The sequence below is a fragment of the Actinobacillus lignieresii genome (assembly GCF_900444945.1).
GTDB lineage: Bacteria > Pseudomonadota > Gammaproteobacteria > Enterobacterales > Pasteurellaceae > Actinobacillus > Actinobacillus lignieresii.
The window spans coordinates 570,391-592,873 of the sequence record NZ_UFRM01000001.1; the positions used below are offsets into that span (position 1 = coordinate 570,391).

Here is a 22,483-nt window from a genome sequence, read left to right on the forward strand (position 1 = left end):
TTTGATCGGGCGGTTATATTTTTTCGATTTTTTGCAAATTTTTGAGAAAAACAGACCGCTTGACGTTTCAATAGGATGGGAAAATGGCAAAGAGACAAATTGATTTTAAAGAAGATGTTTTACTCTATGTTTTACAACAATACGGAACGGAACCCGAGTATCTATGGAAGTCTTATCCCGATTATGCCATTTTAAGACAAGCGGATAATCGCAAGTGGTATGCGGTGATAATGTCGGTACCTTATGCCACGCTAGGGCTTTCGGGAAGCGGAAAAGTTACGCTGATGAATGTGAAATGTTCCCCTGAAATGATCAGCCTGTTTCTAGCGCAAAAAGGCTTTTTACCCGCCTATCATATGAATAAAACCCATTGGCTAAGTATTTTGCTAGACGGTAGTGTCGATAAAGAAACCGTTATATTCCTACTTAACCAAAGTTTCGATCTTACCGCCACACGCTTACGTAAGCAAAAATTAGGTTTAATTAGCCACACCGAATGGATCGTACCGGCAAACCCGAAATATTATGACGTAGAAAGCGAGTTAAAAGAAGGTAAAGAAATCCTTTGGAAGCAAAGCAACAATATTGCCGTCGGCGATATTGTTTATCTTTATGTTACGGAACCGACCGCCGCCATTCGCTATCAATGTGAAGCCTTGGAAGTGAATATTCCATACCAATCAAAGCAAACGGAGATTCGTGTTGATCGAGTAATGAAAATCAAATGCCTAAAAGAATTTGATAAAAAAGAACTTCCCCGAGAGAAACTCCGAGCATTTGGCGTTACCGCCGTACGAGGTCCTCGTAAAATGCCGTTTGCATTGAGCGAAGAAATTAAACTAATGAATTAATATGTAAAAAAACCTAGCATTTCTGCTAGGTTTTTCACGAGTTTATGTGATGGTTTTATCCGTTTTTTCTATTGTATTTGGTTCAATATCTTCCTGAGAGTCTTCCTTAACTTCTTCAATTTCGTCTATATCATTAAAAGTTGCCTGATATTGCTGTACGATATTCTCATCAAAAGGTACTAATTCTAAATTATCCTCTTGCATAATATCTTCTACCGTACTTGCTGTTGCAATAGGTGTGGTTAATTGCATATCTACACGTTCTGCTTTTGGAATCGGTTTAGTTTTAAGTGCGCAGAGCAGAAGAATCACCGAGAAGATGCCAAAGAAGGCATAAAAACCATATTGGGATGATAAGCCCATTGCGAAGCCGAGGAACGGCGGAGCGATTAACGCACCCATACCATAGCAAAAGAGTAAACCGCGACTGACTTCTACCGTATTCATATTGCTTGGTAATTCATCATTGGCACGGGCAATGCTTAGTGCATAAAGACTGAACAGACTACAGCCAAAAATGAATGCGATGATATATTGTAACCAAGCGGTCGAATTTGTTTGAAAAATTGTAAATATTCCCGAACCGGCAGTTAAGCTAGCAATCAGAGCACAAATTAAAATTGTATTACGTCTGCCAATGCGATCCGATAAACCAGCTACCGGCAACTGGCTGATAAAGCCCCCAATCATAGAAGCCATCAGATACAGCGATATTTCGCCTAATGAAAAATCTAGCTTTAAGAGAAATACTGAAACCATAGTGAAAAAGCCGTTTACCAACATCCCGCTAATAAAACTTGTCGCTAACGCAAGGGGCGAAATGGCTAATAAACGCGGTACGCTGATTCGTTCTCGAGCGGGAATCTCCGGTTGGGTCATTTTCGTTAAGGCGATCGGAATCATCGACATCACTACTAAAATGGTAGCGAGCGTAAAAATATTGTTACTGGTTAATTCCAGACTAAGTAAGCTCACCCCTAAAATAAAGGCGAGATAGAAAATAATGTTATAGGTTGCCAATGCTTTGCCTCGAGTATCTACATTAGTTTTCTCGCTTAACCAGCTTTCTACTAATAACAGTAAACTATAATGGCAGAAACCTAAAATAATTCGCAGCATGCCCCACACCCACAGGTTATCAATCATCATATGGCTAAGTGCGGCGATGGCGAAGATCGCACCAAATACGCTAAACGAACGGATGTGCCCCACACTGGATACAATACGGTGGGCGAGAATGGCACTAAGTGTTGCGCCTACAAAAAACGCTGCGTTAAGTAAACCGATCACTACATCGCTAACGCCCATTTCAGCCAGTTTTACACCCGCTGAGTTTAAGAATAACCCATAGCCGAAAAAGAGGAAAAAGATGCCGGAAAAGAGCGAATAGAATTTGGTTGTTTGCAAAATAGCTCCTAAATTTTTAATCTTTCACATTATAATCATCAGATTTTTGCGTAGAGATAGATTCAAAGCCTACCAGTTTATTGATGTGGAGAAAAGCATCTGAATTGTCATCTCAATTGTCATCTCAATTACCGAGTTTATAAAACCAAAACACCGTCGGCACAAAAATCGGGGCTTTTAGTGTGCTTGATGCAAGAAGTTCTTGAATGAAACTCATCTTATGCTCCATTTATAGCTAAAATAAGATCGCACTTTTCTCTATTTCTGAAGTTTAAAATAACAAAAAAGTACAATATAAAAAGAAATTGATTTATTGATACCCTACAAGATAGGGGATTTTGAAAATTATCCTATTAGAAAAGGATAATATAAGATAGTGAGAATTCACTAAATTGAAATGTAGCATAACTACCAAGATGAATTAAATGTTATGCTACAATATTGGTGATTTTTTGTCAAGAAAAAACTTAAATTATATTTATTCTAGACTATTTTAATATGAGGCTATCAACAAAAAAGCTCAAGGTTTTTATTGATTGTAAGATGTTGTTACACAAAATCCTGCATTAAATCTTCCACTACATCTTTGACAGAACGGATCGATTTAATATTAGTAATGCCGTTACCTACCGAAATATAGCCTTTCTCAAAATCGCCAAGTAACATACCTTGACGCATTCCATAGCCACCGGTTTGTGCTTTGGCAAGCTCATCTCGCGTTGCACCGTTTTCATCCATTTCCACCAATTTATGTGCTAACTGAGTGGGTAGCGAGCGGTAATACGCCGGTTGGGTGCGGAATAACAATAAATCTTGAGCCGTGCTATCGACAACGAGTTGCTTAACGCTTTCATGCATACGGTTTTCCTCAGTTGCTAACAACACAGAACCGACAAATACGCCTTCCGCACCGAGTGCAAAACTTGCTCGTACGCCTCGCACATCAGCAATACCGCCAGCCGCCATCACAGGGATACTCACCGCATCGACCATTTGAGGCACGATAGAGAATGTTCCGATCACTTGGCTTGGCACAGTGCCGCCTTCATCAAAACCGGTTGCAACGAAAATATCCGCCCCAATTTCTTCCGCATAATGAGCATTTTCTACTGTTGGCGTATGCGGACGGAAAATGGTTTTTGTGCCTGCCGCTTTAAATTTTTTCATCATCGGCTTGTAGTCATAGCCATCAATACCGTTGATTAATGCCACCGGCACGTGTTCTTCAATTAATAAATCCACTAACAAATCAATCGTACTGAAATCGTAGGATAAAATCACCGGTGCACCGAACGGCTTATCGGTTAATGCTTTGGTTTTACGGATTTCTTCACGGAAAGTGCTAAGCAAATCCTCCGTCGTTTTCGGTGCTTTCAGCAAGCCGGCATTAGGGCCTAAAATCCCTAAACCTCCGGCATTGCTTACAGCAGCAACAAATTTTGCGTCAGTCATCCACGCCATCGGGCCTTGCACGAGTGGAAATTTAATTCCGAGAATGTCAGTAATACGGTTACAAGCGGTCATTTTTTTTATCCTTTTTTGCAAATGAATGGTGGCTATTATAATCTTGCAAAATTGGTTGAGAAGTATCTAAAATAAGAATAAGTTTTCCAAAAATGAGAAGCAGGTATGGACTTAAATAATCTTCGTCTCTTCGTTGCGGTTTATCAAGCGGAGAGTTTTTCTAAAGCGGCGGAACAACTTGCAATCCCGGTTGCGACGGTTAGTCGCCGTATTGCGGAATTTGAAAAATCGCTTTCTACCCAACTTTTCGACCGCTACAAAACAGGGGTGAAACCGACCGCACTTGGTTTGCAACTGTATGAAAAGGTTTATTTGAGCTTAGACAATTTAACGCAAGCAACACAAGATTTTATTGGTGAACAGCAGGAGTTGAGCGGTTATCTGCGTATTTCCACCGTTTCCGCCTGTGAGCCGATTTGGGCGGCAATTGCTGAATTTCAGGCGGAATATCCGCAGGTGAAAGTACATTGTCAGGCGACCGATCGCGTATTGGATTTGGTAGAAGATGGCATTGATATCGCGTTTCGAATGGGCGATTTGCATACGGAAAATGTTATTGCTCGCAAAATGATGGATTTAAACGCTGTATTGGTGGCTCACCCGGATTTTCTTGCTAGACACGGCACGCCGAAAACACCGCAAGATTTGACCGCACTACCATTTGCCTGCTGGGCAAGAGCAGGGCAGAAAAGCGCAACATTACAACTGGGCGAACAAGCGGTCAAAATTGAACCGATTTTTACCTCTAATGACGTGTACGCCATCGCCCACCAAGCCAAAAATGCGCATGCCATTTGCCAATTACCAGACTATATGGCACAAGAACTCACCGAGAAATTCGGCTTAGTCGAACTGATGTCCGACTATCCGGCACCAACCTATCCTATTCACGCCATCTATCCCGCCCACCGCCACCCCTCAGCAATCATGAAAACCTTTTTGGGGTTTTGTGAGAGGTTTTTAATAGAAAGAGAGAAACGTTGTAAAGATTAACCATTTCACCGTTTACGGGAAACAGATAACAGAAGGATTGTTCCAGAATCCATAGGAAGAGGGAGAAAGATCTTCTCCTTTTCTTCTTAATATGTACTTGATCTTTCAAAAGCAAATGGCAAACGTAAATTTCTGATTTATCTGGTGCATTAGGTTTTTAACATTTTCAATTTTTCCTTTGAAAAAATGTGTTTCAGTTGCAAGTTTTCCTTTGAAAAAATGTTAAATTGTCCTTAAAATAGTTTCCAAAGAATAGAAAATGAGCAAATCATGCAAAGAAAAATTATTCAATCCTTAGAAAAATGGAAACAGAAGCCTACTCGCAAGCCTTTGATTATTCAAGGCGCAAGGCAAGTGGGTAAAACATGGGCGATGAAGCGTTTTGGCGAACAATCTTTTGAAAAGGTGGCGTATATTAACTTCGATAATAACCCTCGAATGAAAACGCTATTTTCGGGAGATTATGATATTAACCGCTTGATTCTTGGTTTAAAAATTGAAAGTGGTGTAGATATTCAAGCTGAAAATACACTGATTATTTTTGATGAAATACAAGAAGTACCGCAGGTACTCTCTTCGCTCAAATATTTTTATGAAAATGCACCGCAATTTTATATTGTGGCGGCAGGATCATTACTTGGTGTCTCATTGCATCATCAGGTTTCTTTTCCTGTGGGTAAGGTGGATTTTCTACCGCTTTACCCGATGGACTTTCACGAGTTTTTGACCGCACTTGGTAAGCAAGATTTAGTACAGTTACTGGAACTCAAAGATTGGTCGCTTATTTCTGCGATGAAAACGAGCTATATTGATTTGCTGCGCCAATATTATTTTGTGGGTGGAATGCCTGAAGCCGTGAAAGTCTTTGTCGAAACGCAAAACTTTGATGAAGTCCGCCAAGTACAACGTAATTTATTGATGGCATACGAACAGGATTTTTCTAAACATATCAAAGATGGGCAGACTGTGCAAAAAGTGCGGTCAATTTGGGCGTCAATTCCTGAACAACTTGCCAAAGAAAACAAAAAGTTCGTTTACTCACACCTGCAAAAAGGAGCGAGAAGTAAAGATTACGAAATCGCTTTGCAATGGCTGAAAGACAGTTGTTTAGTGCATTCCGTGCCACGTGTCAAAAAGCCACATTTACCGCTTTCTGCCTATCAAGACGGTGCATTCAAACTTTATGCATTGGATGTAGGCTTGCTTGCCGCTAAAAGCCATTTAGATGTTAGCGTTCTGCTTGAAGGCAGCCGTATTTTTACCGAATTTAAAGGCGCTTTAACCGAGCAATATGTGCTACAACAGCTTATTGCCACTCAAGAAAACCCCGTGTTTTACTGGACAACCGAAAAAGGCACGGCAGAAGTGGATTTTGTCTTGCAACGCAAACAAGCGGTGATTCCGATTGAAGTCAAAGCTGAAGAAAACCTAAAAGCGAAAAGTTTAAAAGTGTATGTGGAACAGTTCCAGTCCGAACAAGCGGTTCGGTTTTCAATGGCAGATTTTAGGGAACAGGATTGGATGGTGAATGTGCCGTTGTATAATACAGAATTTATAACAAAAAAAATTTAAGGAATATATTATGATTGATAATGCATTTATTACACATGTATCAGCTGTTTTAGCTGATACACATGACGGTTTAAGTGGAAGTGAAATCAGCAAATATTTATCTCAATATGCTGTGAAATATGAGATTCAGATACCATATTCACAGTATCCATTTCCAAAAGACGTTCCAAATAAGAGAACGGCATTGGAAAGGAACTTAAGATGTTTTACTTCTGAACAACAATATAGAATTATTAAAGAGTTATGTTCTTTGACAAAATTTTCTCAAAACGAACGAGTTAAGGATATATTAACTAAATTATCTAGTAGACACTCTAATTACTCTAATGGAATTGACCAAATTCAGGCTGTCGTAGTAGAAACAAAAGGGTGGCTAGATGATTATCCTAATACTAAAGAACATTATGAGAGTGCGTTAAATAAGAAATCCAATAATATTTTTACTAGAAACTTATTAGATGATTTAAGATTTTCATTGGAATCCTTAATTAAGGACATCTTAAATAATTCTAAATCGTTAGAGAATCAAAAAGGTGAATTAGGGCGTTTTTTTGAAGAAAAAGGTGTTTCAATAGAAATTAGAACACTTTATATAGACAAAATAACGAAGTTTTACACAGACTATCAAAATAATAATGTGAAACACCAAGATAATTATAAAGAAATAGAAGTAGATTTTATCCTTGAACAAACGACAGTCTTAATGAGATTTTTGATAAAACTTCATAAATCAATATGATTAAACCTGCCGTCTGAAATCCAGACGGCATTTCTTTCCTACAACTTCACCAAAATCTTCCCAATCTGTGCATTACTTTCCATATAACGGTGGGCTTCCGCCATTTCGTCAAAGGTAAACACTTTGTCAATTTCAGGTTTTAATTGACCGCTTGCTAAGCCGTCAAACACGAATTTTTTCGCTTGAGCGAGTTTTTCTGGCACGGTAGTGATTTCAAACAATTCATAGCCACGCACGGTTAAATGTTTGCCTAAAATTGGGAACACTGGCACGGCGATGTCATCGTGGCTTAATGCACCGTAGATGATGTATTTACCGTCTTGTGCCATTGCGTTGATAATTTTTGCCGCTTCTTTACCACCCACAGGGTCGAACACCAAATTCACGCCTTTGCCGTTTGTAATTTCCAGTAATTTAGCCGTAACGTCATCTTCTTTGGTGGCGATCACAAAATCTGCGCCTTTTTCTAGTAATACATCGCCTTTGGCGTGGGTGCGAGAAAGGGCGATCACAGTCGCACCTTGCATTTTAGCGATCTGAATTGCTGCAAGCCCTACCGAGCTAGTTGCTCCGCCTAACACCACTAAATCGCCTTTTTGCAGGTTGCCAAATTCAATTAAACCGCCATACGCCGTGACAAACATCATCCAGCTTGCCGCAGCTTGTTCCATTGTGAGGTTTTCAGGATGTTTTACCACAGCGTGAACGGGCATATTCACGATTTCGCCATAAGTGCCGTATTCGGTAAACATAAATGATGGAATTACGCTCACTTTGTCGCCAACGCTGAACTCGCTCACGTCCGCACCAACCGCTGTTACCACGCCTGCACCTTCGTAACCCATTGTCGCAGGGAAAACAGGTTCAATCACATACGCCCCTTCACGATACATCATTTCTGCACGGTTTAAGCCTAATGCCTGCATTTGAATTTGTACTTCGTGAGATTTCGGTGCAGCCACTTGCACATCAACAATTTGTAACACGTCTGCCGAGCCAGTTTGATTAAATTGAATTTGTTTTGCCATTTTTTGATCCTTTAATTTGTTTCGTATTGATGAGTGCATTATATATTTTTGCGTAAAAATGATAATAAGCCTAAAAGGCTAAATAGTTTTGCGTTAAATGCAAAAGCTAATACTATCTGCTACAAAAAAGCGGTCAAATTCTGCAAAATTTTTGCAAAAAATGACCGCTTGAAAGGTTGCTCACAGGTGAGCATTATGAAAAATCGTTATTTTTTCACTTCAATTGGCGTGTATTCCACAGGCATCCAAGAATAGCCGCCTTTTTCTTCGGCACGGATATGACCGATTCCTGGGAATGGCAAGTGCGCACCTGCAATCCACGTTTTGTTTTTTGCTAATTCAGGTAATAAACGAAGACGAGCTTCTCTCGCACCTTCGGCATTCACATCAAATTCTGCCGCCACTTCTGGCACGGCTAATTGGAAAGCGTGATTATGTAGTAAATCACCCCAAACGAATAATTTTTCGCCTTTTGATTCAAATTCAAAGCCTGCGTGCCCTGGTGTATGACCAAAAGATTTTACGCTTTTTACGCCTGGAATCACTTCTACGCCTGAATCGTAATAGAACACTTTGCCCGCTTTTTCATAAGGTGCAACCGCATCTTTTGTCCATTGCACATATTGCTGAACGTGAGCTGGGATTTTCTCGATTGGTGTGTCATACCAGAACGCTTTTTCTTGGTTTGAAATATAGATAGTTGCATTCGGGAACACCGCTTTGCCATTGCGAGTTACACCGCTGAAATGGTCGAAATGCAAGTGCGTAGGCAAAATAATGTCCACTTGTTCAGGTTTGTAACCTGCTTTTTTCAAGTTTGCTTCCACAAAGCCCACTTTATCGCCAAATACATCGCCAGAGCCAGCATCGACTAAAATTAAGTTTTTACCTGTGTTGATTAAATAAGCACTTACTGCCGTGTTCACGCCACCTGTTTCCGTTAAAGGACGGAACTCGTTTTCGATTAGTTTATTTAATTCTTCTTTGCTTAAATTAGTAAATTTCGCATAAATGTCGTTACCAATATCTAAATAACCGTCATAAATAGCAGTAACTTCAAAATCACCTAACATAAAGCGGTAGTAGCCATCAACTTGTTGTAAAACTGGTTTTACAACGTTCGCTTTTGGCGTGAAAGCCGCATGAGATTCGTGAGCATTCGCCCCAGCTGAAATACCTAAACCTAATAAAATTGCTGTCGCTAATGATTTAATTTTCATTTGTTATCCTTATTTGAGTGAATTAAAAATTTTTCGCATTGCGTTGCGATGTGTGCATTATAGGTTTTTCATAAAAAATGATAATATGGCAAAAAGGCAATTTAATTTTGCGTTAAATGCAAGGATAACTATGGACTATTTTTCAGCACTGCAAATTTTTCATTCGGTTTGTGAAACCACCAGTTTTACGGCAACGGCGAAACAGCTTGGGGTGGCGGTGTCATCGGTTACACGCCAAATCGACAATTTAGAACAATCGCTTGGCATTGCGTTGCTCAATCGTTCTACCCGAAAACTCTCGCTCACTGCCGCAGGGATTCGTTACCAACAGCAGACTAAATCAATTTTGGACGATTTACAGCAGGTCAATCAGCAACTAAAAGACGAAGTACTTGAACCGCAGGGCAAGCTCCGCATTACGTTCCCTAATACTTACGGTGCTTGTAAACTCTCGCTGCTATTGGCGGAGTTTGCGGCTCGTTACCCTAAAATTGAATTGGAATTGATTAGCTCTGATGATTTTGTCGATCTGTTCAGTCAGCCGATTGATTTGGCGATTCGTTTGGGGCAAATCAATGACGACCGCTTGATCGCTAAAAAACTCGCTCCGCAAAAACGTTTGTTAGTGGCAAGCCCAGCTTATTTACAACAGTATGGCACACCTGAAAATCCGCAAGATTTAACCGCACTTAACTGCTTACCGTTTACCTATCGTGGCTTGGCAGCGAAATGGTATTTCAAGCAAGGCGAGAAAGCGGAAAGTATTTGGGCGAAGGGCAATTTGTCGGGCAATAACGCTGAAATGTTGCTCCAAGCCTGCTTAGATGGGCAGGGCGTTACTCATTTGCCCGATTGGTTGGTTGAACCGCACCTACAAGCGGGCAAATTAGTGCAAATTTTTGCAGATTGGCAGATTACGCCAACAGATACCACCGAAAATGACGGGATTTATTTAGTTTACACCCCAAACAACCGCCAAATGATGAAAATTAATGTACTAAGTGAATTTTTATTCGAGCGATTAGGTTAAACTGGGTACAGTAATATCGATGAGATAAAAGGAACATTTATGGTTACCCATACCGTTATTATTAGTGATAGAGCGAAAGACAACATCACGGTTTATACAAAAGAACCTGTGTTTTTAGCGATTGCGGATCGTGAAGATTTAAAAGCATTGAAGCATTTAGAAGAAGCGAATAGAGCAGGGATTTATATCTTATTAGGTGAGAATCAGCGTTATGTTTGGCAAGCTAGCGGAAAAATTTATGATCGCCTAATCACTCATAATGATAATAAAGAGTGGTGGAGTAAGATTATTTTCTTTGGGCGTAAAGATGGGCATTTAGATAAATCACAAACTGATTATCTTGAGAAGAAATTAATTGTGGCTTTTCAGAAAACCGATCTAATGTTAGATAATGCCACTTTGGGGAATACGTCTTTTATTGAGAAAACGAATAAAATTAAAGCGGATAACGTTTGGAATATTGCTCAAGAAATTTTATATGAAGTTGCGCATATTAATATCTTTGAAAGTTATGTTACTGAAGAAGAAAATCCAACTGATCAAATTTATATTGAGTTAGACGGACATAAGATTTCAGGGAAAAGCTACCGAGATAATCAGAAAAATTTCTTTTTATTTTTATTAAAACAGCCTAAATATCGTTCTTTAGTGGAAGATTTTTGTTTAAATGGAAAACCAACAGCGTCTCATTGTATTGGGAATGCGCCAAGTTTTAGACCAAATGGAATGAAATATACGACTCAGCTTGAAGAGGATATTTATCTTTATTCTCATTTATCAACAAAAGATCGCCGCCGAGCCATTCAAAACTTTGCAGATGCAACAGGTTTGAAAGTGGTGTTTCATTGGGATTAAAAAATGCCGTCTGAAAGTGATATCCAGACGGTATTTTATTTATAGATAAATTATTCTGTCTTTTGAAATAGCCAGTCCATACTTAGTGAAATGACTAATGCTATACCACCAATAATGAACAAAATTCGATGGTCATTGTGGGTGGCGCTAAATACTGCGGATAAACCATAACCAGCTAATGCTTGAGCAGAGGCAAAGAAAACAGTAGCTTTACTCCAGTTCACATTGCGTAACCGTGGGCAGGAGGTCATTTCAAAAATGAGAGCAAGCATTAATGGCACGATTCCTGGTGGAAATGAGCCGATGATAACCGTAAGTATCGCTATTACAATGATATTTTCTGTGGCACATAATGCAAAAATAGCTAAAAATTCGACCGCTAGTACTGTGCGTAAAGTTGGTTTTGCACCAAATTTATCAGCGAAATAGCCATAAAGTGGTGGACCAATCATCGAACCAATGCCATATAAGCTCCAAAATAGTGCACCTGTGCCAGCGCCAAGTTGTAAGCCTCGTGCAATGTAATCCACAATAAATACGGCTGGTGCAACAATAAATACAGCCATCAAACCATATTGGAGATATAAAATCAGAAAGGCAGGTTTGGGTTCTAGGATATGTGGTTGGGCTGGTAGTGATGTTTGGGCAGGTGCAATTTCCTGTATTTTTATGACAGGATCAGGAATGTTAAACCAACTCAGTGCGGTCAAAATAGTAGAAAAAATACCTAAGCCAAACCAAGTCGCTTTTAACCCTAAATTAATTAACATTGGAACAATAGTTGCAGAGGCGAAAATACCTAACCCAATACCTAAGAAAATTGCACCACTGGCGAGATTTTGGTGTTCAACAGGTACATGGGGTGTGATAGTTGCCGCAACTAATACCATAATTGCACCACCTGAAATCCCTGAAATTAATCGCCAAACGAAATACCAAGCAGTTGAAAGCGGGAAGGCGCAAGCAAAAAATGAGAGTGTAACTAACAGCATCATTACACGTAATGTTTGCTTGTTAGAAAAGGCATTTCCCATCGGTCGCCCAGATAACGCACCGATCAAATATCCAGCTAAATTTGCCGCACCTAAATAAGCTGCATCTGAAGCTGAAAACCATTGTTCACTAATTAGCAACGGTAATAGTGGCGTATAAGCAAAACGTGCCAAGCCGATAGAAATCAAACTTGCTGACAGTCCTGCAAAAATAAACCATGCAATGGATTTTTGTGTTTGCATTTTTTCTCCTTATGGCAAGCGGTCTAATTTTGCTATTTTTTGCAAAAAAAGACCGCTTGTATCTTATTGATTTTCTAAGGGTAAGTATTGCATTGGCACCCAAGAATACCCTTGTTCTTCTTTCACAATATGTCCAATCCCTGGGAATGGGATATGTGCTGCCCCAACCCATAATTTACCTTCGCTGACTAATTTCAGAATGCGCTTACGGGTGGCGATCGCCGCTTTTTCATCGCTATCCACTTCCATAGAAATTTCAGGATTTTTTAACTGAATCGTATGGCTGTGAATAATATCGCCCCATACTAACAATCTATCTTTGCCTGAACCAACTAAATAGCCTGTCATGCCTGGTGAATGTCCGAATTCTTGTACAGTTTCAATGCCCTCAATAGGGTTTTCACCTTCATTAAATGTCTTAAATTGCCCAGCCTCTTGATAAGGCGTTACAGCTTGGCGAGCCGAATCAAAGAAAATTTGTACTTCTTTTGGTTGTTGGGCTGCAATCTCTTTGCTTAACCAAAAATCTGAATCTCTTTTCGGTGCATAAAGTGTTGCATTTGGGAATGCCATTTTTCCATCAGTGGTTGCTACACCACAGGCATGATCAGAATGTAAATGTGTTACTATAATATCTTTCACTTCTTCTGGTTGAACACCTGATGCTTTTAAGTTTTCAACAATATGACCTAACGTATCGCCATAACATTTTGCAGCTCCTGCATCAATGAGGGTATAGCCTGAAGGCTGCTTGATTAAAAATGCATTAACAGCTGTTTGGATACCATCTGCAGTACGAGGTAAAAACATTTTGTCGAATACTGCTTGCATTTCATCTGCTGAAATACCGTGAATCCATTTATGTGGCACATTCACAGGACCGTCATATAATGCGGTAACCAATAAATCGCCTAATTGCATTCGGTAAAAGCCAGCAACTTGCTGTTCAGCTTGTTTCACGGCAGGTTGTGCGGTTGTTTCTGCGTGTAGAACAGGGGTAAAGTTTGCTATCATTGCGGTTGCAATAAGGGTTTTCATCATTTTATTTAATGTCATTTTTGCTCTCCAAGTTAAAGTTTTGTTTGAATCCATCTTCCCATCTCATCAATTTCAGGCATTGCTACAAAATGTTCAATAGGATAAGTTTTGAATGTGAAATCTCGGTTTTTCGCCAGCATCAGCTTGCCTTGCTCAATCTGTGTGAGCGTAATTAGCGGATCTTGGCTTCCGTGTAACCATAAAATCGGTGTAAAATATCCGTTGTCTTGCCATTGGTTTGTTAATGGCAAATAGCCTGATAAGCCAACAATACCGCCTAGCGGTTTAGAATAGGTTGTGCCAGCTAGTAGCGAAATAGCACAACCTTGTGAAAAACCGCTCAGAAAAATCTTCTCGCTTGGTATGCCTTGAGTGATTTGTTCATCGATCAATTTATGCACATAATTGACCGCACATTGAATGCCAGACTCGTCTTCTTCAATCAGAAAATTATCGCCTAGTAAATCGTACCAGCCCGAAACGGGAGCGTTCGCCCATCTGATAAAACGTACTGGGGCAGAGGGCAAGACGAATTTTACGTTCGGTAATGATTCTGCTAAATATTCAGCAATAGGGCGGAATTGCAAACCACTAGTGGTTAAACCGTGTAAGAAAATCACGCAAGCGGTGGAATTTTCAGGATTTTTTCCAGACGGTATGATAAGTGGTTCATTATGTGGAATAAGAATGTCCGCCATCAGTTACACCCATCAATACCGCATGCCATTCCTGTGGTGATTTCAAGTTCTGTTTGTTCGTTCCATGCTTGATTTAGGGCTTGCAACATATAATCTGTAGGTTGTGCGCCTGATAGGCCAAATTTGCCATCAATCACAAAAAACGGTACAGCTTGAATGCCAATTTGACGGGCTTCTTGTTCGTCTTGGCGAGCTTCGCTGGCGAATTGGTCAGAGTCCAATAATTTTTCTATCAATTCACGGCTAATGCCAACATCTTCGCCACATTTAACTAAATTTTTACGCTCTGTAAGAGCGAGATTTTCGGTGAAATAAGCGTGCATTAAACGCTCATTCATTGCATCACCTTTGCCTAAACTTTCTGCTAATTTGGTTAAACGGTGTGCATCAAAAGTGTTGGTGTTTTGCACTGTTTCATATTTCATCTCTAAACCAGCCTTTTGCGCTGTGGCTTCTACTTGACGGATAAATGCTTTCGCATCTGCAGATGTTCTACCGTATTTACGTTCAATACGCTGCTGTGTTGTAGTAGTAACATCATTTGACGCGGTTGGGTCTAGCTCAAAGACTTTATGCACGATTTGTACCTGTTTAGCGTGGGCAAACTGGCTCAATGCTGCTTCCAAATGGCGTTTACCTACATAGCAAAACGGGCAAGCATAATCAGACCAAATTTCAATTTTCATAATAAATCCTTATTTTCTTAAATCTAAAAATGTAGATGTGTTTTTGCTTTAAAAAACGCCAAATGACGGCGTTTTCAGTTAAATCTCAATACGAAGAGTAGTTAGAAATTGCTCGATTTTCTCAGCATTGTAGTGGTAATATGTCCACTTTCCAGAACGACTCATTTCCACTAGCCCAGCTTTTTTCAAACTATTTAAATAACCCGATACTACGGATTGCGCTAAGCCTGACTTAATCGTGATTGCCTGCACACACACGCCGCCATCAGCTGCAATCGCATCAACAGTAAATTCTGCCCCACGAAAATACTGCCCAGGCGATTTAATCCAACGTAACATTTGCAAGCGATGTTCATTCGCCAATACTTTAAAAATTTCGACTAATTCCATATTCGCTCCAAAATTTGATAGGGATATTATATCTATAAATTTAGATTTGTAAATGAGTTTGAAGATATTGAGGAAATTTAATTCTGGTTTTAAGGAAATGTATTTAAAAAAAGAGAAGTTCTTCTATCTTTCATATTAAGATGAGAACTTCTCTTTGTATTTATTATATTGATATTGATTTACACTGTTTAGAACGGGATATCGTCGTCGAAGTTATCCATTGGTGGTTCTGCTTGAGCAGGTTTCGCTGCTTGTGGAGCAGAGCGACTTGCTGTTTGGTCATAGCCGTAACCACTGTTACCTTGGTTGTAACTTTGTTGTGGTGCAGGTGCTGAATTTCCCCAACCGCCTTGGTTGCCGCCGAAATCGCCGCCTTGGTTACGCCCGCCTAACATTTGTAAAACATCACCTTGGATTTCGGTGGTATAACGGTCTTGACCGTTTTGGTCTTGCCATTTACGTGTTTTTAAACGGCCTTCAACATAAACTTGTGAGCCTTTACGTAAGTATTGACCGGCAACTTCCGCTTGGCGACGGTAGAATACGATACGGTGCCATTCGGTTACTTCACGGCGTTCGCCCGTATTTTTATCTGTCCAACTTTCACTGGTTGCTACGCTAATATTGGCAACCGCTTCGCCGTTTGGCATGGTGCGCATTTCAGGATCGTTACCTAAATTGCCCACAATGATAACTTTATTAATACCTGCCATAAAATCCTCTGTGAATTAATTAAGTGCTGTAAATTTTGTGCGATATTCTACCTGAAATTCAAAAAAATGCACGCATTAAAACTGATATTTTGTACAGTTACTTTAAAATATGCGATAATAAAAAACATTTTTTAGTGAGAGCAACCGATTATGCAGTACATTGATGTTCGTGGTGCGCGAACCCACAACCTTAAAAATATCAATTTAATTCTTCCTCGAGATAAATTTATTGTAATTACCGGCTTATCCGGATCGGGTAAGTCGTCTTTAGCTTTCGATACGCTGTATGCGGAAGGGCAACGCCGTTATGTGGAATCGCTTTCCGCTTATGCACGCCAATTCCTTTCATTGATGGAAAAACCGGATGTGGACCATATCGAAGGGCTTTCGCCGGCGATTTCTATCGAGCAAAAATCCACCTCGCATAACCCTCGTTCTACGGTCGGGACGGTAACCGAAATTCACGACTATTTACGTCTATTATTTGCCCGAATCGGTGAGCCTCGCTGTCCGGAGCACGATTTACCGTTGGCGGCACAAACCATTTCGCAAATGGTGGATAGAGTAATGGAAGAGCCGGAAGGCAAGCGTTTGATGTTACTTGCACCGGTGGTCAAAGATCGTAAAGGCGAACACGTAAAATTATTGGAAAATTTGACCGCTTCCGGCTATATCCGTGCCAGAATTGACGGCGAAATCTGCGATTTATCTGATCCGCCGGCATTGGAATTACAGAAAAAACACACGATTGAAGTGGTGGTCGATCGCTTTAAAGTGAGAAGTGATATTGCAACACGTTTAGCGGAATCGTTTGAAACGGCATTGGATTTATCCGGTTCGACTGCAATTATTGCCGATATGGACGATCCGAATGCGGAAGAAATTGTCTTTTCATCCAGTTTTGCTTGCCCGCATTGCGGCTATTCGCTACACGAATTAGAACCTCGTTTGTTCTCATTTAATAATCCGGCAGGTGCTTGTCCGATGTGTGACGGCTTAGGGGTAGAACAGTATTTTGACCCGAACAAAGTGGTACAGAATCCGGATGTCTCGTTAGCAAGCGGTGCGATTAAAGGTTGGGATCGCCGTAGCTTTTACTATTTCGGTTTGTTGAAATCGGTGGCGGATCATTACGATTTTTCACTGGATACGCCGTTTAAAGATCTGACTAAAAAACAACGTGAAATTATTCTGAACGGTTCAAAAGACGAAATCGAATTTGTTTATGTTAATGATCGCGGCGATAAAGTAAAACGCAAACATACCTTTGAAGGTGTGCTAAATAATATGGCTCGCCGTTATAAAGAAACCGAGTCGAATTCGGTGCGTGAAGAATTAGCGAAATATATCAATAGCCGCCCGTGTTTAGAGTGTGAAGGATCTCGCTTACGTCGTGAGGCACGTTATGTCTTTTTAGATAAAACCAATTTGCCGATGGTGTCGGAAAAATCAATTGGCGAAGCGTTAGAGTTTTTTGAACAGTTAGATCTTGCCGGTCAAAAAGCGAAGATTGCGGAGAAAATTTTAAAAGAAATTCGTGAACGTTTGCAGTTCTTGGTCAATGTCGGCTTGAATTACCTCTCGCTTTCTCGTTCGGCGGAAACCTTATCCGGTGGTGAAGCTCAACGTATTCGTTTAGCCAGCCAAATCGGTGCGGGCTTGGTTGGGGTGATGTATGTGCTTGATGAGCCCTCTATCGGTTTGCACCAACGTGATAACGAACGTTTACTAAATACCTTAATTCATCTGCGTAATTTGGGTAATACCGTAATTGTGGTGGAACATGATGAAGATGCGATCCGTGCGGCGGATCATATTGTGGATATCGGCCCGGGAGCTGGTGTACACGGTGGTCAAGTTATTGCACAAGGTACGGCAGAAGAAATTATGCAGGTGGAGGATTCGATCACCGGACAATTCCTTTCCGGTAAACAGAAGATAGAAGTTCCGGCAAAACGAGTGGCTTATGATGCTGCCAAATTGCTAACGCTAAAAGGTGCAAGCGGTAATAACTTAAAGCAAGTGCAGTTAGATATTCCGGTTGGCTTATTCACTTGTATTACCGGTGTGTCGGGTTCGGGTAAATCGACTCTAATCAACGATACCTTGTTCCCATTAGCACAAAATGCGTTAAATCGTGCGGAACGTACCGATGTTGCACCTTATGAATCGATTGACGGCTTATCGCATTTCGATAAAGTGATTGATATTGACCAAAGCCCGATTGGACGTACACCTCGTTCAAACCCGGCGACCTATACCGGTTTATTTACGCCGATTCGTGAATTATTTGCCGGTACGCAAGAAGCGAGAGCGAGAGGCTATAATGTCGGACGCTTTAGTTTTAACGTGCGAGGCGGACGTTGTGAAGCCTGTCAAGGTGATGGCGTGATTAAAGTGGAAATGCACTTCCTACCGGATGTGTATGTGCCGTGTGATCACTGTAAAGGTAAACGTTATAACCGAGAAACCTTGGAAATCCGTTACAAAGGCAAAACGATTCATCAAGTGCTGGATATGACGGTGGAAGAGGCGAGAGAATTTTTTGCACCGGTACCGGCGATTGCGCGTAAATTACAGACGTTAATGGATGTAGGTTTATCGTATATTCGTTTAGGACAGTCTTCTACCACGCTTTCCGGCGGTGAAGCGCAGCGTGTTAAATTAGCAGCCGAGCTTTCCAAACGTGATACCGGCAAAACGCTGTATATCTTAGACGAACCGACCACCGGTTTGCATTTTGCCGATATTAAACAGTTACTTTCAGTGCTACACAAATTGCGTGATCAAGGTAATACGATTGTGGTGATCGAGCATAATTTAGATGTGATTAAAACCGCCGACTGGATTGTGGACTTAGGCCCTGAAGGCGGTTCGGGCGGCGGACAAATTATTGCAACCGGTACACCGGAAGAAGTAGCGAAAGACAAACGCTCGCACACGGCAAGATTCTTAAAAGAGATTTTAGCCAAAGGCTAATGTGATGTCGCATTTAACAAGCGGTCTGATTTTGCAGGGAATTTGCAAATTTCTCAAAAAATCAGACCGCTAGCTTTTGATAATAGACGAGTAGTACGATATTTCTGCGATTAAATCGCCATTGTTACTTACTCAATTATTGACGTTCTTTAATTAAAAAGTAACCGTTGCAAAACACAATTAATAAATTTAAGGCGGCAACAATATATATCGCCGTGCTAAAGCTATAAAAAATAAAGCCTATTCCCCAACAGATATTGGAGATACGCAGACTAGGCATATCTTTAATAACAAAGGAAAGAGCGAGAATCAGGATTGAGCCGTAGCTAAGAAATTCAATAATACTCATTTATTATCCTAAAATAAGCAGGAATCTGAAAAGTTCATTTTACACAAAAGATTTACTTTTAAATAGTTTCACCGATCAAAAATGTAACATATTGAAAATAATTTACAAATAAATAACAAAATGAAATATGACGATAAAATTATTCATGCCTTCAGTGAAGACGGCTTACTAAGTAGCAATATTCAGGGATTTCGCCCTCGTGCGGCGCAACTTGAAATGGCGCAAGCGGTCGGAAGATCGGTAAAATTTGCCACACCGACTGTGGTGGAAGCGGGTACCGGTACAGGCAAAACCTTTGCTTATTTAGTGCCGGCACTGCTTTCCGGTAAAAAAACCATTGTTTCGACCGGTTCTAAAAACCTGCAAGATCAATTATTTAATCGAGATCTGCCGACGATTCAAAAAGCTTTAAAATATAAAGGTAAAGTCGCTTTGTTAAAGGGGCGAGCCAATTACCTTTGTTTAGAACGTTTGGATCAAGTCGTAGCTATGGGCGTGTTGGGGGATAAATCGGTATTGGCGGATTTATCGAAAGTCAGCAAATGGCATACTTCAACTAAAACCGGTGATTTAAGCGAATGTATTACAATCGCCGAAGACAGCCCGATTTTACCGCAGTTAGTCAGTACCGCAGAAAGTTGCTTAGGTTCGGATTGTCCGCACTTTAAAGATTGCTATGTAGTGCAGGCTCGCCGCCGAGCGATGGAAGCGGATGTAGTGGTGGTCAATCATCATCTGTTTTGTGCCGATATGGCGGTCAAAGAGACCGGCTTCGGTGAGTTAATTCCGGAAGCGGAACTGATCATTTTTGACGAAGCACACCAATTGCCGGATATCGCCAGCCAATATTTCGGTCAGTCACTAAGTTCTCGTCAGCTATTCGATATTTGTAAAGATACGAATATTGTGTACCGTACCGAGCTAAAAGATCTTGCCCAATTAGGTAAAGCGGCGGATCACTTGCAAAAAACAGTGCAAGATTTTCGTTTGTTAATGGGAACGGATGGCTCGATTCGAGGAAACTTGCGAGAGTTGTTTAACGACCAAAAAGTGGTGGACGGCTTAACAAAAGTTTCGGAAAACATTGATTTTTTAAGCGAAGTGATTAAAAAATCGCTCGGTCGTTCGGAAACGCTCGATAAAATTTTCGAAAGATTGGCGGAAGTCAAAGTTCAGTTAAAAAAATTGAGCGATACTAGCGTGGTTGGTTATTGCTATTGGTATGAAGCCAACGGCCGTTCTTTCGGTTTACATATCACGCCATTAACCGTAGCGGATAAATTCGGCGAACAACTCAAAAATCAGCAGGTGGGTTGGGTGTTTACCTCGGCAACGCTGGAAGTGGGCGGCAAATTTGACCATTTCTGCCAGCGTTTAGGTATCGAAAATGCGGAACAATTGGTGCTACAAAGCCCTTTTGATTACGCAAATCAATCGTTACTTTGTGTGCCACGTTATTTGCCGGATACCAATAAATCGCACACCTTAACCGAATTAGGCAAAATGTTGATGCCCGTGATTGAAGCCAATAACGGTCGTTGCTTTTTGCTCTGTACTTCCTATTTTATGATGCGTGGGTTAGCGGATTTTCTGCGTGAACACAGCAATTTAAGCGTGTTATTGCAAGGGGAAACCAGCAAAGCCCGCTTATTGGAAAAATTTATTGCGGAAGAAAACAGCGTACTGGTTGCAACTCAAAGTTTCTGGGAAGGCATTGATGTGCGCGGCGATGCGTTATCACTGGTGATTATTGATAAATTGCCGTTTACTTCGCCTGACGAGCCGTTGTTAAGAGCGCGTATGGAAGATTGTCGTTTACAAGGCGGCGAGCCGTTTAACGATATTCAAATTCCGGAAGCGGTGATTACGCTCAAACAGGGCGTAGGGCGATTGATTCGTGACGTAACCGATCGAGGTGTGGTGATCATTTGTGATTCACGTTTGGTAATGCGCAATTATGGTAAGACGTTCTTAAAAAGTTTACCGCCATCAACACGCACTCGTGATTTAGATAAAGTGATTCAATTTTTAAAAAATAAGTGAGAAAACAAGCGGTTGATTTTGCAAAATTTTTTGTAAATTTAACCGCTTATTACGGAGGATACTTATATGATTGTTCGTATGCTCAGAATGCTGATTTCCTTGGCGTTGCTTTTCGCGATGTTATACGGCGGAAAGTTACTCGGCATTCTGATTCCGATTGGCATTTCCGAAAGTATTTGGGGAATGTTGTTACTTTTTACCTGCTTAGTTATCGGGGTCGTTAAAGTAGAGTGGGTTACCCCTAGCGCAAGACCGCTTACCCGTTATATGACGATTTTCTTTATTCCAGTCTGTGCCGAAATTATCGAACACATTGATATTCTTGAATCTCATCTGGCTTCATTTGTATTGGCAAATATATTCAGTACGTCCCTTTCCTTGATCGCTATCGGATTATTCGCCCAATGGGTTTTTCATCAAAAATAGTAGGCGCTTATGATTTACCTTTATTCATGTTTAACCGTCTTAGCGTTTTTAATTGGTCAGCGGATCAGCCAAAAATTAAAATCTTCGGTGTTAAATCCGTTTGTGATTGCTTTAACGCTTGTCATTACTGTGATTGTGATTGGTAAAGTACCTTACACGGACTATTATCAGGGTAATTTCCCGATCAACAATCTGCTTGGCGTGTCGGTTGTTGCACTCGCCCTGCCTTTTTACGAACAACTACCGCAAATTCGTAAAAAATGGCGACAAATCACGTTAGTTGTTGTATTCGGTACTTGTTTTACTATGCTGACGGGTGTTTTCTTTGCCGTGTTATTAGGCGCAAGTCAGGATATTTTAGCGGCGATCGTGCCGAAATCGGTTTCGACGCCGATTGCTATCGCTATCGCCACTCAAATCGGCGGTAGTTCGGCAATTACCGCCGTAGGCGTATTAGTTGCCGGCCTACTCGGTTCCGTTTTCGGATTTGCCGTATTGCATCGTATCGGTGTGCGTAATGTCAGAGCGATCGGTTTGAGTATGGGAGCGGTTTCCCATGCGTTAGGTACGGGGCGTTGTATGGAATATAGCATTAAAACCGGCAGTTACAGCTCGATAGCGTTAGTTTTATGCGGCGTATTATCTTCGGTATTGGCTCCGTTTGTTTTTAAACTTGTTATGTACTTGTTTTATTAATCAACGATTAA

21 protein-coding genes are annotated in these 22,483 nt (G+C 40.8%); 10 read left to right on the top strand and 11 right to left on the bottom strand.

What is annotated here, in order from left to right; translation table 11 throughout:
* Positions 1-83 precede the first annotated feature (83 nt).
* Positions 84-851, top strand: coding sequence for an MmcQ/YjbR family DNA-binding protein (locus DY200_RS02630; RefSeq protein WP_115586818.1), 768 nt, complete (start codon positions 84-86; stop codon positions 849-851).
* Between the two features lie 42 nt (positions 852-893).
* On the opposite strand, the gene DY200_RS02635 is transcribed toward DY200_RS02630, so the two are convergent.
* The gene (locus DY200_RS02635) at positions 894-2,258 is read right to left on the bottom strand and encodes an MFS transporter (protein ID WP_115586819.1); all 1,365 of its coding nucleotides are present in this window, start codon (positions 2,256-2,258) and stop codon (positions 894-896) included.
* Positions 2,259-2,807: 549 nt separating this feature from the next.
* Positions 2,808-3,782 (bottom strand): NAD(P)H-dependent flavin oxidoreductase, encoded by a 975-nt coding sequence (locus tag DY200_RS02640; RefSeq protein WP_115586820.1) that lies wholly within the window; start codon positions 3,780-3,782, stop codon positions 2,808-2,810.
* Between the two features lie 105 nt (positions 3,783-3,887).
* Here DY200_RS02640 and DY200_RS02645 point away from each other — a divergent pair, with 105 nt between their 5' ends.
* The 3 genes from DY200_RS02645 (at position 3,888) to DY200_RS02655 (ending at position 7,086) form a co-directional block, all read left to right on the top strand.
* A complete protein-coding gene (locus DY200_RS02645; RefSeq protein ID WP_115586821.1) occupies positions 3,888-4,775 on the top strand; it encodes a LysR family transcriptional regulator in 888 nt (295 codons plus the stop codon).
* 270 nt (positions 4,776-5,045) lie between these two features.
* Positions 5,046-6,347, top strand: a complete 1,302-nt coding sequence (locus DY200_RS02650) for an ATP-binding protein (protein WP_115586822.1) — start codon at positions 5,046-5,048, stop codon at positions 6,345-6,347.
* 10 nt (positions 6,348-6,357) lie between these two features.
* Positions 6,358-7,086: a hypothetical protein gene (locus DY200_RS02655; RefSeq protein WP_115586823.1), complete on the top strand. Its 729-nt coding sequence runs from the start codon at positions 6,358-6,360 to the stop codon at positions 7,084-7,086.
* Positions 7,087-7,124: 38 nt separating this feature from the next.
* On the opposite strand, the gene DY200_RS02660 is transcribed toward DY200_RS02655, so the two are convergent.
* Together DY200_RS02660 and DY200_RS02665 are read right to left on the bottom strand one after the other, a co-directional pair.
* Complete coding sequence (locus DY200_RS02660) at positions 7,125-8,114, bottom strand: zinc-dependent alcohol dehydrogenase family protein (protein ID WP_115586824.1); 990 nt, start codon at positions 8,112-8,114, stop codon at positions 7,125-7,127.
* Positions 8,115-8,320: 206 nt separating this feature from the next.
* The gene (locus DY200_RS02665) at positions 8,321-9,334 is read right to left on the bottom strand and encodes an MBL fold metallo-hydrolase (protein WP_115586825.1); all 1,014 of its coding nucleotides are present in this window, start codon (positions 9,332-9,334) and stop codon (positions 8,321-8,323) included.
* Between the two features lie 130 nt (positions 9,335-9,464).
* Between DY200_RS02665 and DY200_RS02670 the strand changes: the two genes are divergently transcribed.
* Together DY200_RS02670 and DY200_RS02675 are read left to right on the top strand one after the other, a co-directional pair.
* Positions 9,465-10,364, top strand: a complete 900-nt coding sequence (locus DY200_RS02670) for a LysR family transcriptional regulator (RefSeq protein WP_115586826.1) — start codon at positions 9,465-9,467, stop codon at positions 10,362-10,364.
* 39 nt (positions 10,365-10,403) lie between these two features.
* On the top strand, positions 10,404-11,219 hold the full coding sequence (locus tag DY200_RS02675) for a GIY-YIG nuclease family protein (RefSeq protein ID WP_115586827.1): 816 nt from the start codon (positions 10,404-10,406) through the stop codon (positions 11,217-11,219).
* 50 nt (positions 11,220-11,269) lie between these two features.
* Here DY200_RS02675 and DY200_RS02680 read toward each other — a convergent pair whose 3' ends face one another.
* The 6 genes from DY200_RS02680 to DY200_RS02705 form a co-directional block, all read right to left on the bottom strand.
* Positions 11,270-12,454 carry a YbfB/YjiJ family MFS transporter gene (locus DY200_RS02680; RefSeq protein ID WP_115586828.1) on the bottom strand — a complete coding sequence of 395 codons (1,185 nt, stop codon included), beginning with the start codon at positions 12,452-12,454 and terminating at the stop codon, positions 11,270-11,272.
* 63 nt (positions 12,455-12,517) lie between these two features.
* The gene (locus tag DY200_RS02685; protein ID WP_244924178.1) at positions 12,518-13,510 is read right to left on the bottom strand and encodes an MBL fold metallo-hydrolase; all 993 of its coding nucleotides are present in this window, start codon (positions 13,508-13,510) and stop codon (positions 12,518-12,520) included.
* Between the two features lie 14 nt (positions 13,511-13,524).
* The gene (locus tag DY200_RS02690) at positions 13,525-14,190 is read right to left on the bottom strand and encodes an alpha/beta hydrolase (RefSeq protein WP_115586830.1); all 666 of its coding nucleotides are present in this window, start codon (positions 14,188-14,190) and stop codon (positions 13,525-13,527) included.
* The gene (locus DY200_RS02695; protein WP_039195081.1) at positions 14,190-14,876 is read right to left on the bottom strand and encodes a DsbA family oxidoreductase; all 687 of its coding nucleotides are present in this window, start codon (positions 14,874-14,876) and stop codon (positions 14,190-14,192) included. The genes DY200_RS02690 and DY200_RS02695 overlap by 1 nt, the downstream gene beginning before the upstream one ends.
* A 78-nt stretch (positions 14,877-14,954) precedes the next feature.
* Positions 14,955-15,266 (bottom strand): ArsR/SmtB family transcription factor, encoded by a 312-nt coding sequence (locus DY200_RS02700; protein WP_115586831.1) that lies wholly within the window; start codon positions 15,264-15,266, stop codon positions 14,955-14,957.
* 188 nt (positions 15,267-15,454) lie between these two features.
* Positions 15,455-15,979, bottom strand: coding sequence for a single-stranded DNA-binding protein (locus DY200_RS02705; protein ID WP_005607715.1), 525 nt, complete (start codon positions 15,977-15,979; stop codon positions 15,455-15,457).
* 150 nt (positions 15,980-16,129) lie between these two features.
* Here DY200_RS02705 and uvrA point away from each other — a divergent pair, with 150 nt between their 5' ends.
* The gene (gene uvrA / locus DY200_RS02710) at positions 16,130-18,958 is read left to right on the top strand and encodes an excinuclease ABC subunit UvrA (RefSeq protein WP_115586832.1); all 2,829 of its coding nucleotides are present in this window, start codon (positions 16,130-16,132) and stop codon (positions 18,956-18,958) included.
* Between the two features lie 136 nt (positions 18,959-19,094).
* On the opposite strand, the gene DY200_RS02715 is transcribed toward uvrA, so the two are convergent.
* Positions 19,095-19,307 (bottom strand): hypothetical protein, encoded by a 213-nt coding sequence (locus DY200_RS02715; protein WP_115586833.1) that lies wholly within the window; start codon positions 19,305-19,307, stop codon positions 19,095-19,097.
* 120 nt (positions 19,308-19,427) lie between these two features.
* Here DY200_RS02715 and yoaA point away from each other — a divergent pair, with 120 nt between their 5' ends.
* The 3 genes from yoaA (at position 19,428) to DY200_RS02730 (ending at position 22,472) form a co-directional block, all read left to right on the top strand.
* Positions 19,428-21,350, top strand: a complete 1,923-nt coding sequence (gene yoaA, locus DY200_RS02720; protein ID WP_115586834.1) for a DNA repair helicase YoaA — start codon at positions 19,428-19,430, stop codon at positions 21,348-21,350.
* Positions 21,351-21,416: 66 nt separating this feature from the next.
* Entirely contained in the window at positions 21,417-21,776 is a 360-nt protein-coding gene (locus DY200_RS02725) for a CidA/LrgA family protein (protein WP_005601040.1), read from the top strand.
* A 9-nt stretch (positions 21,777-21,785) separates the two neighbouring features.
* Positions 21,786-22,472 carry a CidB/LrgB family autolysis modulator gene (locus DY200_RS02730; RefSeq protein ID WP_115586835.1) on the top strand — a complete coding sequence of 229 codons (687 nt, stop codon included), beginning with the start codon at positions 21,786-21,788 and terminating at the stop codon, positions 22,470-22,472.
* Positions 22,473-22,483: the final 11 nt, after the last annotated feature.

Bases quoted from the DNA above. Each gene is read 5' to 3' on its own strand.
- DY200_RS02700 (WP_115586831.1), bottom strand. From the start codon at position 15,266: ATGGAATTAGTCGAAATTTTTAAAGTATTGGCGAATGAACATCGCTTG.
- DY200_RS02655 (WP_115586823.1), top strand. From the start codon at position 6,358: ATGATTGATAATGCATTTATTACACATGTATCAGCTGTTTTAGCTGAT.
- DY200_RS02660 (WP_115586824.1), bottom strand. From the start codon at position 8,114: ATGGCAAAACAAATTCAATTTAATCAAACTGGCTCGGCAGACGTGTTA.
- DY200_RS02640 (WP_115586820.1), bottom strand. From the start codon at position 3,782: ATGACCGCTTGTAACCGTATTACTGACATTCTCGGAATTAAATTTCCA.
- DY200_RS02705 (WP_005607715.1), bottom strand. From the start codon at position 15,979: ATGGCAGGTATTAATAAAGTTATCATTGTGGGCAATTTAGGTAACGAT.
- DY200_RS02670 (WP_115586826.1), top strand. From the start codon at position 9,465: ATGGACTATTTTTCAGCACTGCAAATTTTTCATTCGGTTTGTGAAACC.
- DY200_RS02695 (WP_039195081.1), bottom strand. From the start codon at position 14,876: ATGAAAATTGAAATTTGGTCTGATTATGCTTGCCCGTTTTGCTATGTA.
- yoaA (WP_115586834.1), top strand. From the start codon at position 19,428: ATGAAATATGACGATAAAATTATTCATGCCTTCAGTGAAGACGGCTTA.
- DY200_RS02665 (WP_115586825.1), bottom strand. From the start codon at position 9,334: ATGAAAATTAAATCATTAGCGACAGCAATTTTATTAGGTTTAGGTATT.
- uvrA (WP_115586832.1), top strand. From the start codon at position 16,130: ATGCAGTACATTGATGTTCGTGGTGCGCGAACCCACAACCTTAAAAAT.
- DY200_RS02725 (WP_005601040.1), top strand. From the start codon at position 21,417: ATGATTGTTCGTATGCTCAGAATGCTGATTTCCTTGGCGTTGCTTTTC.
- DY200_RS02730 (WP_115586835.1), top strand. From the start codon at position 21,786: ATGATTTACCTTTATTCATGTTTAACCGTCTTAGCGTTTTTAATTGGT.
- DY200_RS02680 (WP_115586828.1), bottom strand. From the start codon at position 12,454: ATGCAAACACAAAAATCCATTGCATGGTTTATTTTTGCAGGACTGTCA.
- DY200_RS02630 (WP_115586818.1), top strand. From the start codon at position 84: ATGGCAAAGAGACAAATTGATTTTAAAGAAGATGTTTTACTCTATGTT.
- DY200_RS02675 (WP_115586827.1), top strand. From the start codon at position 10,404: ATGGTTACCCATACCGTTATTATTAGTGATAGAGCGAAAGACAACATC.
- DY200_RS02685 (WP_244924178.1), bottom strand. From the start codon at position 13,510: ATGACATTAAATAAAATGATGAAAACCCTTATTGCAACCGCAATGATA.
- DY200_RS02690 (WP_115586830.1), bottom strand. From the start codon at position 14,190: ATGGCGGACATTCTTATTCCACATAATGAACCACTTATCATACCGTCT.
- DY200_RS02645 (WP_115586821.1), top strand. From the start codon at position 3,888: ATGGACTTAAATAATCTTCGTCTCTTCGTTGCGGTTTATCAAGCGGAG.
- DY200_RS02650 (WP_115586822.1), top strand. From the start codon at position 5,046: ATGCAAAGAAAAATTATTCAATCCTTAGAAAAATGGAAACAGAAGCCT.
- DY200_RS02715 (WP_115586833.1), bottom strand. From the start codon at position 19,307: ATGAGTATTATTGAATTTCTTAGCTACGGCTCAATCCTGATTCTCGCT.